Consider the following 12526-nt stretch of genomic DNA (forward strand, 5'->3'; position numbering starts at 1 on the left):
GGAACTGACCTGCCGTGCGTTGCCGTAGGGCGCCGGCCTGTGCACGCCTGCATCGGCACCTGTCGCCCTGTTAACCTTCACGGCCCCGGGTGGTCTGTTCCTCGTCGTGGCCGCATGCGTTGTGGCTGGCGCCGGATGGGTGCCCGTCCACGCCGCAGCCCGTACGCATGAAAACCACATCCGAAATCCGCTCCGACTTCCTCGAATTCTTCCAGGGCAAGGGACACACCATCGTGCCCTCGGCCTCGCTGGTGCCCGGCAACGACCCGACCCTGCTGTTCACCAACTCCGGCATGGTCCAGTTCAAGGACGTGTTCCTGGGGGCCGAGAAGCGCAGCTACGTGCGTGCGGCGGACGTCCAGCGTTGCCTGCGCGCGGGCGGCAAGCACAACGACCTCGACCAGGTCGGCTACACCGCACGCCACCACACCTTCTTCGAGATGCTGGGCAACTGGTCGTTCGGCGACTACTTCAAGAAGGACGCCATCGCCTGGGCCTGGGAACTGCTGACCGGGGTCTGGAAGCTGCCCGGTGAGCGCCTGCTGGTCACCGTCTATCACACCGACGACGAGGCCTACGCGATCTGGCGCGACGAGATCGGCGTGCCGGAAGACCGCATCGTGCGCATCGGCGACAACAAGGGCGCGCCGTTCGCGTCCGACAACTTCTGGCAGATGGCCGATACCGGCCCGTGCGGCCCGTGCACCGAGATCTTCTACGACCACGGCGCGCACATCGCGGGTGGTCCGCCGGGCTCGCCCGACGAGGATGGCGACCGCTATATCGAGATCTGGAACCTGGTGTTCATGCAGTTCGACCGCCAGCCCGACGGCACCCTGCTGCCGCTGCCGGCGCCGTGCGTCGACACCGGCATGGGCCTGGAGCGTCTCGCGGCGATCCTGCAGGGCGTGCACAGCAACTACGAGATCGACCTGTTCGATGCGCTGATCCGCAAGGCCGCCGAACTCACCGGCACTCCGGATCTCTCCAACAAGTCGCTGCGCGTCATTGCCGACCACATCCGCGCCTGCAGCTTCCTGATCGTCGACGGCGTGCTGCCGTCCAACGAGGGCCGCGGCTACGTGCTGCGGCGGATCATCCGTCGCGCGTTGCGCCACGGGTGGATGCTCGGCGTGCGCCAGCCGTTCTTCTCGGCGATGGTCGCCACGCTCGACGCGATGATGGGTGATGCCTACCCGGAACTGCGCGCGCAGCGCAGCCTGGTCGAGCGCAGCCTGCGTGCCGAGGAGGAGCGCTTCGCCGAAACGCTCGACGCCGGCATGCGGATCTTCGACGAGGTCGCCGCGCGCAGCAGCGGCAGCATCCCGGGCGAGGATGCATTCCGCCTGTACGACACCTACGGCTTCCCGCTCGACCTCACTGCCGACATCGCGCGCGAGCGCGGCCTGCAGGTCGACACCGCCGGCTTCGAGGCGGCGATGGAGAAACAGCGCGAGACCGCGCGTGCCGCCGGCAAGTTCGCCTCCGGCACCGGGCTGCCCGCCGACATCGTCGCGCAGATGCTGCCGACGACCTTCCTCGGCTACCAGCAGCTCGAGGCCGAGGGCCTGGAGATCGTCGCCCTGCTGCGCGATGGCCGTCCGGTCGATCGCATCGAAGCGGGCGAGGAGGCGGTGGTGATCCTGGACCGCACGCCGTTCTATGCCGAGTCCGGTGGCCAGGTCGGTGACACCGGCGCGTTGGTGGGCGAGGGCGTCGGCTTCGAGGTCACCGATACGCGCAAGTTCGCCGGTCAGTTCCACGGCCATATCGGCCGGCTTGCGAGCGGTGCGCTTGAGCGGGGCCAGCGCCTCGGCGCCCGCGTGGACGGCGCGCGCCGCGGGATGATCGTGCTCAACCACAGCGCCACCCACCTGTTGCATGGCGCGCTGCGCGACCAGCTGGGCACGCACGTCGCGCAGAAGGGTTCGCTGGTGGCGCCTGATCGCCTGCGTTTCGACTTCTCCCACTTCGAGGCGCTGACCGCCGACCACCTGATCGGGATCGAGCGCGAGGTCAACGCACAGGTGCGTGGCGACCACGCGGTGACGATCCGCGAAATGGACATGCAGGAGGCACTGGATGCCGGGGCGATCGCACTGTTCGGCGAGAAGTACGGCGAGCGCGTGCGGGTGGTGACGATGGGTGAATCGGTCGAACTCTGTGGCGGCACGCATGTCGGGCGCACCGGCGAGATCGGCCTGTTCAAGCTGGTATCCGAAGGCGGCGTTTCGGCGGGGGTACGTCGCGTCGAAGCGCTGACCGGGCAGGCCGCCCTTGAGCACGTGGCCGCCGAACAGCGACAGCTGCAGCAGGTCGCCGGGTTGCTCGGCACTACGCCCGGCGAGGCCGCCGACAAGCTCAGGGTTCTGCTCGACCGGCAGAAGAAGCTCGAGCGCGAACTCGAATCGTTCAAGGCGAAGGCCGCCAGCGGTGCGACCGCGGACCTGGCGGGCTCGGCGGTGGATGTCGCCGGCATCAAGGTGCTCGCGGCGCGCATCGAGGGTCTCGATGCCAAGGCGCTGCGCGACGCGATGGACCGGCTCAAGCAGCAGCTGCGCGATGCGGTGGTGGTGCTTGCCGGTGCCAGCGGCGGCAAGGCGGCGCTGGTGGCAGGCGTGAGCGGCGCCGCGGCGGGCCGGATCAAGGCCGGCGAACTGCTGTCGCACGTCGCCAGCCAGGCGGGGGGCAAGGGCGGCGGCCGTCCGGATCTCGCCCAGGGTGGTGGCGACGATGGCCCGGGTCTTGCAGCAGCGCTCGCGGGCGTGGAGGCATGGGTGGCTTCGCGCCTGCAGTGATCGCAGGCGTGACTTCCGACCTACTTATCCTTCAGCTGGCGGCCGGTATCATGTCGGATTGTCGTAACCAAATTGCAAGTGCGAGGTCGGGCTGGATCGCCCGGATCGCCGCTGGCTGGGGAGCCCGCCAGTTCATGGAGAAGTGTTCATGTTGATTTTGACCCGGCGTGTCGGCGAGACCCTGATGATCGGCGACTCCGTCACCGTGACCGTCCTTGGCGTCAAGGGCAACCAGGTGCGTATCGGCATCACCGCGCCGAAGGACGTTGCGGTGCATCGCGAAGAGATCTACCAGCGCATTCGTCGCGGCGAGGGTGCCGAAGGCATCGAAGGCGACGCCGACGCGAATTGATGTTTGCCGCGTCCGGGCTGAACCGTTATCCTTCACCGCCCGGGTCGCACGGCTGACGTGCCGACCCGGTGAACGGAGAGTTGCCCGAGAGGCCGAAGGGGCTCCCCTGCTAAGGGAGTATGGGGTCAAAAGCTCCATCGAGGGTTCGAATCCCTCACTCTCCGCCATTTTCCAGAGCATCCTTGCGATGGAAAATGTGTTCCGCCCGATCCTCATGCAGGCATGCGGATCGGATGGAAAAACCACTCCTACCGAGTTGTTTTTCCGCTGCGTGGAACGAGCGTCGCGACAATGCGGATCGATGCGAAATACGCATTGACGGCATCGGACACGACGGTCATAATTCCGCGCCTCACGCGCCCGTAGCTCAGCTGGATAGAGCACCAGGCTACGAACTTGGGGGTCGGAGGTTCGAATCCTTCCGGGCGCGCCATATTGAAGAAGCCACCCTCGCGGGTGGCTTCTTTTTTTGTGTCGCTCACGCAGGCGCAGGGTGGGCGCGCTATCGTCGTTGCATGCACGCATTGATCCCCGCAACCGCCGGCGCGATGTCGCCACAGGACCTCGCCACGCTGGCCGAGGCACGCGAACAGCTCGAGAGCCCCGGCATCGCCGCGCAGCTGGCGAACCTGGTTGGTGCGCCGGTGGAATACCTGCTGGCATACAAGCTTCCGCGCGGCGCCACTCGCGTGATCAACACGGCCGTGCGCATGGCGTTGCGGCAGTCACTGCGGGTGGCCACGGCGACGCTGCGCAACGGGCAACAGCCCGGCCCTGCGCGCGAGCGCATGCATACGGTCGCCGTCGCCGCCACCGGCGCTGCCGGCGGTGCGTTCGGGCTGGTCGGCCTGGTCGCCGAGTTGCCGCTCACCACGACACTCATCCTGCGCTCGGTGGCGGAGATCGCGCGCAGCGAAGGAGAGCGCCTCGACGATCCGGAGACGATGCTCGCCTGCTACGAAGTGCTGACCATGGGCGGAAGCAGTGCCACCGACGATGGTGCCGAGTCGGGCTACTTCGCCGCACGTGCGGTGCTGGCGCAGCAGGTGGTCGCGGCAACCGAGTACGTCGCGGCGCACGGACTGATGAGCAGCGGTGCACCGGCCATGGTGCAGCTGATGAGTACGGTCGCGTCGCGGTTCTCGATCCGGATCAGTCACAAGGTGGCGGCGCAGAGCGTGCCGGTGATCGGTGCGGCGACCGGCGCGACCCTCAATACATTGTTCATGCGCCACTTCCAGCGTGCGGCGCACGGGCACTTCAGTGTGCGTCGCCTGGAGCGCAAGTACGGGCCGGAGACGGTACGCAAGGCGTACGAGCAGTTGGCCGTGGCGGACAGGCGTAACGGAAGGCGTTCGCCCGCCTCGACCGCATAGGAGCGAGCAGGGCGTCTTTCCGCTCCGTGCAGACGCCAGCGATCCAGCGATCCAGCGGTGCAGGCGCTGGGCAGGCTCGGCAGGAAACCCTGCCATGCAGCAGTTCCGCCACGCATAGGTGTCGAGAGGTGTGCCGCCCGCGAGCACCAGCCGTACGCCTTGTGCAGGTTTCAGTCGCCGCGAGGTTCCAATGACGCGCCGAGCACATCCGCGACCGCTCCGGGCGTACGCATCCAGGCGAAATGATCGGCACGCGTGCCGAGTGCGTTGGCGTCGAGCGTCGTGACCTGCGCGAGGTGGCCGCTGGCGAGCTTGGCAAGCAGGAAGCGCAGCGACGACTCCGGGCCGAGCCAGTCCTCCGTCATCACCACTGCGGTGACGTCCACGTCGACCTCGCGCAACCGCGCTTCGAGATCGATGTCCAGGCCCGCGGCTGCATAGCGTCCACTCAACCCGGTGCGAGCCCAGTCGGCGATAAGGCCGCGCGCCTCGTTGCCGCCGAAGCCGATCGTGCGCCCGGGCAGCGCGCCGCGACGTGCGGCGAGCCACGGCAGGAAGCGGTACACCAGCGGCAGCACGTAGCGCCGCGGCGCGGGGAAGGCGCGCCACCACGGCGCGCCGCTCGCCACCAACCAGAGATGTGACGCCGTCAGCGGCGACAACGCGAGCCGGCAGCAGGCCAGCTGTCCACCGAGGCTGTGTCCGCCGACGATGCGCGCCAGGCCCGGCACCCTCGTGGCGATCGCCGCCTCGGCAGCCGGCAGGTCGGTGCACAGCAGGGTGCGGTAATTCCAGTCGCAGTCGCGCGTCGCGCGCACGCTGCTGCTGCCATGGCCGCGCCATTCGTGCACGAACACCGCGACACCGCGCGCGGCCAGGGCCTCGGCGAACGGCAGGTAGTGACGCGCGGCCACGCCGAGTGCGGGCAGCCACAGCAGGCTGGCGCGCGGTACCTCGGGTATGCAGGCAAGCAGTTCGCTCGCGTGCCCGTCATCAGCGCGGACTGGCAGCGCCTGCGGCACGAACGCCGCTGGCGTCATGCCAGCCCTGCGCCGAAATGGTCGAGCACGCGCACGTCGCCACGACCGGGGCGATAGCCGCCAAGCAGCGCACGATGCACGTAGTCGGTGGCGGCTTCTGCTGCTGCCGCCATTGCCATGCCCGTGGCCAGACGCGCGGCGACTGCGGATGCGAGCGTGCAGCCGGTGCCATGCGCGCTTTCGGCCAGGCGCGGATGGCGCAGCACGCGCACGCCGTCGGCGTCGGCATAGAGATCGATCACGTCGTCGGCGTCATCCTCGAGATGGCCGCCCTTGAGCAGCACCGCGCGGGCGCCAAGGGTCAGCAGCTCCGCCGCCGCTGCATGCATGGCTTCGCGCGATCCGATCGCGTGGCCGAGCAACAGTTCGGCTTCCGGCAGGTTGGGCGTGACGAGGGTCGCAAGTGGAAGGAGCCGCGTGCGCAGCGCATCCAGCGCTTCGGGTTCCAGCAGGCGCGCACCGGAGGTGGCCACCATCACCGGATCGAGCACGATATGCGCCGGGGCGTGCGCTTCGAGCGCGTCCGCGACGGCATGGATGAGGCCGGCGTGTGCGAGCATGCCGAGCTTCACGGCACCGATGTTGAAGTCGTCGAAGCACGCGTCGATCTGCGCACGCAGGAATTCCGGCGGCGGCGCATGCACCGCGGTCACCGCGCGGGTGTGCTGGGCGGTCAGCGCCGCGATCGCGGACAGGCCGTGCACGCCGTGCGCGGCGAAGGTCTTGAGGTCGGCCTGGATGCCGGCGCCGCCGCCGGAATCGGAACCGGCGATGGTGAGGGCGGAAACGATGGACGGAGTCTGCATGCCGGCCATTCTACGATCCGGCGTCGGCTGGCGGCCCCGCCGCGGTACCGGACAACGCGCGTGCCACGATGATCGCCTGCGCGTAGTCGTCGGCGAAGCGGACGTCGCCGGCATGGCCTTCGAAGCCCATGTCGGCGAGGATCCGGCGCGGCTGCGCCTGCAGGCCGGAGATCACCAGTGCCGTGCCCTGGCGCCGGCAACGCACGGCGAGGTTCTCCAGTGCATGCACGCCACTGGCATCGATGATGGGCACCAGGCGCATGCGCAGGATGAATACCCGTGGCTTCTCGGGCAGGCGGTCGAGCAGGGCGTCGATGCGGCTGCTGGCGCCGAAGAACAGCGGCCCGCTGATGCGGAAGGCCTCCACGCCCGGCGGCAGCAGCTCGCGCTGGTGCTCGTCCTCGTCCTCCGGGGTGTCGGCGGAGACTTCCACCGACTGCGCCATGCGGTGCATGAAGACGAATGCCGCGGCGACCACGCCGGCCTGGATCGCGAGGGTGAGGTCGACCAGCACGGTGATCGCGAAGGTCAGCAACAGCACCACCCGGTCGCCCCACGGCGCTGACAGCGTGTGGCGGAACTGTTGCACCTCGCTCATGTTCCAGGCCACCACCAGCAACACCGCGGCCAGTGCCGCCAGCGGCACGTAGGACATCAACGGCGACAGCGCCAGCATGAAGACGAGCAGGAACGCCGCGTGCAGGATTCCCGACACCGGCGAGCGGGCGCCGGCACGGATGTTGGTGGCTGTGCGTGCGAGCGCGCCGGTCGCCGGCAGGCCACCGAACAGCGCCGAGCCGACGTTCGCAACGCCCTGCGCGACCAGCTCACCATTGGAGCGGTGGCATCCGCCGGTCATGCCGTCGGCGACCACCGCCGACAGCAACGACTCGACGCCGGCCAGGAAGGCGATGGTGAACGCGCTCGGAAGGAGTTCGAAGGTGCGTTCGAAGGGGATATGCGGGATGGCAAACGTCGGCAACGACGAGGGCAGGGCGCCGAAGCGGGTACCCACGGTCTCGGCGGGCAGCGCCAGCGCCAGCGCGACCACGGTGCATGTGAGCAGGGCGAACAGGAAGCCGGGCCAGCGCGGACGCCAGCGCCGCAGCGCGATGATCACCGCAAGCCCGATCACGGTCAGCGCCACGGCTGTGGGCTGCGTGGTCCCCAGATGCTGGGCATAGGCCGTCCAGCGCTCGACGAAGCCGGCGGGCACGTCGCCCATCCGCAGGCCGAGCGCGTCCTTGACCTGGCTTGAGAAGATGCTGACCGCAATGCCGGCAGTGAAACCGGTGATCACCGGTTGCGGCATGTAGCGCATCAGCGCGCCCAGGCGCAGCAGCCCGGCGGCGATCAGCATCAGCCCGGCCAGCAACGTGCACAGGATCAGCCCGCCGTAGCCGAAGCGCTCGATCACCACGAACACGACCGGGATGAACGCCGCGGTGGGGCCGCCGATCTGCACCTTCGAACCGCCGAAGGCCGAAATCAGGAAGCCGGCGACGATCGCCGTGTGCAGGCCCTTGTCGGGCGTGGTGCCGGATGCGATCGCCAGCGCCATTGCCAACGGCAGGGCGACGATGGCGACCGTGAGCCCCGCCACGGCATCGGCGCGCAGGTCGCCCCATCCGTAGCCGCCGCGCAACACGGTCCACAGCTTGGGCTCGAATTCGCGCCGCCATGCCGGCGGCCGCGTGCCGCTCATCGACGGCTCCGGGGTGTGGGCTGCGGTGCCACGGGTGTGGCGCGGCCTGGGGGGGCACTGGTCATGACGCCGGTATCGGCGCTGGCGGCGAGCGAGTCAAGAGTGCTGCGGTTCACGGCGCGACCGGAGCGAGCGCGTGCGCTCAGCCGCAGGGCGTGTCGGGGAGCGCAGCACGCAGGCTTGCACCGGGCGCCTCCAGGAGGTCGATGATCGCGCGCGACTTCGAACAAGCGGGTCGTAGAGGGCGTAGCCGGTCAGCGCGGGCGCGTTGTCGTTCTCGACGCCTGCAGGCGGATGCGGACGGCGGGCGTCGGATTACCCATGCGCTCAGCCGTCCGCCGCGGCAGGCATGGCACCGGTGCGCCGCGCGACGATACCGGTCGCGGTGACCTGGGCGGTGGTGTTGCCCACGGTGGAGAACACGTCCGGAATCGTGTCCACCGCCAGCAGCACGCCCAGCGGTTCCACCGGCAGGCCCATGGCCTGGCTGACCGGCATGTTGGTGGTCATGAAGCTGACCTGCCCGGGCAGGCCCACCGACCCCATGCTGATCACCAGGCTCAGGCCCACCGCGGTGGCGAGCTGCATCGCACTGAGGTCGACGCCGTACATCCAGGCGATGAAGCAGGCCACGCCGATGTACTGCACCGGGCTGGTCACGCGGAACAGCGACACCGCCATCGGCAGCACCAGCGAGGTCACCGCCAGCGGATAGCCCAGCCGCTGGCGGGCGACATCGATCATCACCGGCAGCGAGGCGAGCGAGGACTGCGTGCTGGCCGCGATCGCCTGCACCGGCACCAGCGCGCTGGCGAACCGCCGCAGCTTCTCGCCCGCGGCCAGCACGGCGACCGCGTACAGCGCGATTGTCACGCAGATGTAGAGCACGCACTGCACGGCGATATACGTGCCCAGTGCGCCCAGCACGCTCAGGCCCACGCGCGCGCAGACCGCAAGCACCAGTGCGAACACGCCCAGCGGTGCGGCCCACAATACCCAGCGCACCACCACGATCATGGCGTCGCCCACGGTCTGCACCAGTTCCAGCATGCGTGCACGGCGCTCGGGCTCGAGCCGGGTCAGTGCGAAGCCGAAGAACATCGCGAACACCACCAGCGGCAGCATCGCGCTGGCGGCAGCGGCGGCGAGCGCGTTGTTCGGGATCACGCCCGACAGCCACTCGCCGAGCGGTGGCGGCGTCGGCAGGGTGGCAGGGCCGGCAATGGCGCTGCGGAAGGTCTCCACCATCGTGTCCGCGCGCGGCACCATCGACAGCAACGTGGGCGCGGCGATCGCGGCGAAGCTGCCCGAGGCCAGCAGCAGGATCGCGAACACCACCATCGCCATCCGCGCCGTGCGTCCGGACGCCGCCGCATCGCTGGCCGCATTGATGCCGACCACCACCAGCGCCGCCACCAGCGGCACCACGGTCATCTGCAACGCGTTGAGCCACAGCCGGCCGATCGGCTGCACCGCGTTGGCGACCTGCACGGCGGTTGCCGGATCGCGGGCGGCAAGGCCGAGGCCGACGGCGGCGCCGGCAAGCAGGCCGACCAGCACGCGGGCGGGTGCGGACAGGCGGAACGGACGGCGGGGCGGGGCGTCGGGCGTGGTCATGCGTCGGGGTGTCCCGGAGGTGGAGTCGGCAGGAGGTTGTGCGTCGCGCCCGCGGGTGCAGGCGTCACGGCGCCGGCGCCGCCTCGGGCGGCAGGTCCCAGGCCTCGCGCAGGCGTGCGTGTTCGTGGGCCGGCAACAGCACGAACACCGGGCGCAGCTGCGGATCCAGCCAGTCCAGCAGCTCGCGCATGCGTCCTTCGCCCATCGCGGTGCAGCCGGCGGTGGGTACTTCGGGGGCGTCCCACAGGTGCGCGAAGATGCAGCTGCCGCCGCCGGGCTCGCCATCGGCGTTGTGGTCGATCACGAAGCCGAGCTTGTAGCGCTGGTCGCCACCGGCATGCAGGTCACGGCGCATCGGCTCGGTGGAGCCGGCCACCGCCGCGTCGCCGACCTCGCGCGCATCGACGATGCGGTTGTAGTGCGGCGATGCGGGCACGTCGATGCACCAGTGCGACGCCTGCATCGGCCGGTAGTCGAGCGCGGTGCGCAGCTGCCCCTCATAGCCGAACGCGACGCCGATCGCGAACGCCCCGGCCGGGGCACGGCCGTCGCCCTCCTGCTTGAAGGCCCCGGGCTGCTGCGGGTGCAGGCCGCGACCCCAGGCCGAACCGTTGCGTCCCACGGTCACGTCGGCGGCGCGGTCGACTTCGCGCCAGCCGCCGCCGGCCAGCCGTTCGTAGCTGCGCAGGGTGCCCTGTGTCGCGCTCCAGTCGGGCGTTACCACCAGCACCAGCTGGCTGGCACCGGCCAGCGGAGCCGGAGCTTCCTCCACCACCTGGCCTCCGCAGGCCGACAGCAGGGCGCAGCCGAACGCGAGCAGGGGAAGCAGCAGCTGGTGGCGGGTCATCGGCATGCGGGTGGGGCCAGTCAGGATTCGAGCAACTGTCGCATCCGCGCGGTGCCGCGGTCGAGCAGCGGCATGCGTTCGTCGCCGTCGGCGCACAGCAGCAGGAACAGCAGGTCGAGCAGGTGCTGCAGGGCCGCCTGGTACAGCAACGGCTCCACGTGGGCGCGATCATCGTGGGCGGACACCAGAAGCGCCTGGTCGGCAAGCGTGCGCAGCGGATTGGCGGTGTGGCGGGTGATGCTGACCACGTGGCCGGCGCGCTCGCGGAAGATGCGCCCGAGTTCGCACAGCGCACTGCGACGGCCGTGTTCGGACAGCACCACCAGAACATCCTCGCGACGCATGCGCGACAGTCCGATCGGCATCAGTGCCGGATCGGACAGGTACACCGCCAGCACGCCGGCCTGCACCAGCCGCAGCGCGAACGCGCGCGCGCCGACGCTGTCCTCGCCCAGCCCGATCACGTAGACCGTGTGCGCCGAGCGCAGCGTGGCGGCGATCGCATCCAGCGTTTCCGGCGAATTGAGCGAGCACGTCTCCTGCTCCGCGGCCGACTTCGCCTGCCACAGTGCTTCGGCCAGGGCAGCGTGGCGGCCGGCCGGCGGCGTGGCGGATGGCACCTCCGACGAGCCGTTGCCGTCGCCGCGGGCGACGTCCTCGCCGACCGCGAACTTCAGGTCCGGCCAGCCCTTGTAGCCGAGCTTCTGGCTGAACTTCACCACGCTGGACTGGCTGATCTCCAGCGCGTTGGCCAGCTGCAGCGAGGAGTAGTCGCGCAGCAGGTGGGCGTTGTCGAGGACGAAGTCGGCGATGCGCCGCTCGATCGCCGACATCTGGTCGCGCTCGGAGCGGATCTTCAGCAATGCCGACATGGACGGCTCCCTATGCGGTCAGGGGCTGCAGGCCGCGGATCTCGCGGATGCCCAGCCCCGGTGCATCGCCGATCGAGATCTCCGATTCGTTGAACGTCACCCCGCCATCGACGGGGTCGTACTGCGCAAGCGAAGGACCGTCGAGGTCGACCTTGCGGATGATGTCGGCCTTGGCCACCGCCACGTGCACCGCGGCGGCCACGCTGATGCTGGACTCGATCATGCAGCCGATCATGCACTCCACCCCGTGCAGCGCCGCGATATCGGCCACGCGGATCGCATTGGAGATGCCGCCGGTCTTCATCAGTTTGATGTTGACGATGTCGGCGGCGCGCATGCGCAGCAGGTCGATCACCTCGGCCGGCCCGAACACGCTTTCGTCGGCCATGATCGGCGTGTGCACGCGTTCGGTGACGTAGCGCATGCCCTCGATGTCACGCGCGCGCACCGGCTGTTCGACCAGCTCGAGCTCGACGCCTGCATCTTCCAGTGCGCGGATCGCCCACACCGCCTGCTTGGCGTTCCAGCCCTGGTTGGCATCCAGGCGCAGCCGCGCGCGGCCTTCGACCGCCGCATAGATCGCCTTGACCCGCTCGATGTCGACGCCGATTTCCTTGCCGACCTTGATCTTGAGCGATTCGAAGCCGCGGTCGATCGCCGCCAGCGAATCGGCCACCATCTTGTCGATGTAGTCGACGCTGATGGTGATGTCGGTGGTGATCACCGGGTCGCCGCCACCGAGCATCCGGTACAGCGGCGCGCCATAGAGTTGCGCCCACAGGTCGTAGACCGCGATTTCCACCGCCGCCTTGGCGCTGGTGTTGCGTTCGGCGCTGGTGTGGATCACCTGCAGGATGCGGTTGAGGTCGGCGACCTCCATGCCGGTGATACGTGGCCCGATCACCTGGTCGATGGCGGCGATGATCGAGCCGCGCGTTTCGCCGGTAATCACCGCGGTAGGAGCGGCCTCACCGTGGCCGATGTGGCCGGTATCGGTGTGTACCCGCACCACCACGTCCTCGACCGCGTCGATGGTGCGCAGCGCCGTCTTGAATGGGGTTTTCAGCGGCACGCGCAGCAGGCCGAGCTCGATCCGTTCGATCTTCATTGGGT

10 protein-coding genes and 2 tRNA genes are annotated in these 12526 nt (G+C 69.3%); 5 read left to right on the plus strand and 7 right to left on the minus strand.

From position 1 onward, the window contains the following. The first annotated feature begins 167 nt into the window (after nucleotides 1-167). From alaS to E5843_RS05130, 5 genes are all read left to right on the plus strand, one after another. Nucleotides 168-2798 (plus strand): alanine--tRNA ligase, encoded by a 2631-nt coding sequence (gene alaS, locus E5843_RS05110; RefSeq protein WP_136412023.1) that lies wholly within the window; start codon nucleotides 168-170, stop codon nucleotides 2796-2798. A gap of 148 nt (nucleotides 2799-2946) precedes the next feature. Then, nucleotides 2947-3150, plus strand: a complete 204-nt coding sequence (csrA, locus tag E5843_RS05115; protein ID WP_134673000.1) for a carbon storage regulator CsrA — start codon at nucleotides 2947-2949, stop codon at nucleotides 3148-3150. Nucleotides 3151-3224: 74 nt separating this feature from the next. After that, nucleotides 3225-3317: transfer RNA gene (locus E5843_RS05120), tRNA-Ser, on the plus strand. Nucleotides 3318-3506: 189 nt separating this feature from the next. Beyond that, nucleotides 3507-3583 (plus strand) — tRNA-Arg (locus tag E5843_RS05125). 82 nt (nucleotides 3584-3665) lie between these two features. Next, nucleotides 3666-4526, plus strand: a complete 861-nt coding sequence (locus E5843_RS05130; protein WP_136412024.1) for an EcsC family protein — start codon at nucleotides 3666-3668, stop codon at nucleotides 4524-4526. A gap of 170 nt (nucleotides 4527-4696) precedes the next feature. Here the strand turns inward: E5843_RS05130 and E5843_RS05135 are convergent, their stop codons facing one another. The 7 genes from E5843_RS05135 to E5843_RS05165 all read right to left on the minus strand — a co-directional run bounded on the left by E5843_RS05135 (nucleotide 4697) and on the right by E5843_RS05165 (nucleotide 12521). Then, nucleotides 4697-5566, minus strand: a complete 870-nt coding sequence (locus E5843_RS05135; RefSeq protein WP_134673001.1) for an alpha/beta hydrolase family protein — start codon at nucleotides 5564-5566, stop codon at nucleotides 4697-4699. Beyond that, the gene (thiD, locus tag E5843_RS05140) at nucleotides 5563-6372 is read right to left on the minus strand and encodes a bifunctional hydroxymethylpyrimidine kinase/phosphomethylpyrimidine kinase (RefSeq protein ID WP_134673002.1); all 810 of its coding nucleotides are present in this window, start codon (nucleotides 6370-6372) and stop codon (nucleotides 5563-5565) included. Before thiD ends, E5843_RS05135 begins: the two co-directional genes overlap by 4 nt. A 10-nt stretch (nucleotides 6373-6382) precedes the next feature. Further along, nucleotides 6383-8077: a SulP family inorganic anion transporter gene (locus E5843_RS05145; protein WP_136412025.1), complete on the minus strand. Its 1695-nt coding sequence runs from the start codon at nucleotides 8075-8077 to the stop codon at nucleotides 6383-6385. A gap of 327 nt (nucleotides 8078-8404) precedes the next feature. Then, nucleotides 8405-9655: a dicarboxylate/amino acid:cation symporter gene (locus tag E5843_RS05150; RefSeq protein ID WP_134674590.1), complete on the minus strand. Its 1251-nt coding sequence runs from the start codon at nucleotides 9653-9655 to the stop codon at nucleotides 8405-8407. A gap of 103 nt (nucleotides 9656-9758) precedes the next feature. Further along, a complete protein-coding gene (locus E5843_RS05155; RefSeq protein ID WP_134673004.1) occupies nucleotides 9759-10547 on the minus strand; it encodes a L,D-transpeptidase family protein in 789 nt (262 codons plus the stop codon). A 14-nt stretch (nucleotides 10548-10561) separates the two neighbouring features. Further along, nucleotides 10562-11413 carry a MurR/RpiR family transcriptional regulator gene (locus E5843_RS05160; RefSeq protein ID WP_141065737.1) on the minus strand — a complete coding sequence of 284 codons (852 nt, stop codon included), beginning with the start codon at nucleotides 11411-11413 and terminating at the stop codon, nucleotides 10562-10564. A gap of 10 nt (nucleotides 11414-11423) precedes the next feature. Next, nucleotides 11424-12521 carry a dipeptide epimerase gene (locus tag E5843_RS05165; protein WP_134673006.1) on the minus strand — a complete coding sequence of 366 codons (1098 nt, stop codon included), beginning with the start codon at nucleotides 12519-12521 and terminating at the stop codon, nucleotides 11424-11426. Nucleotides 12522-12526: the final 5 nt, after the last annotated feature.

This window comes from Luteimonas yindakuii (assembly GCF_004803715.2).
Taxonomy (GTDB): domain Bacteria; phylum Pseudomonadota; class Gammaproteobacteria; order Xanthomonadales; family Xanthomonadaceae; genus Luteimonas; species Luteimonas yindakuii.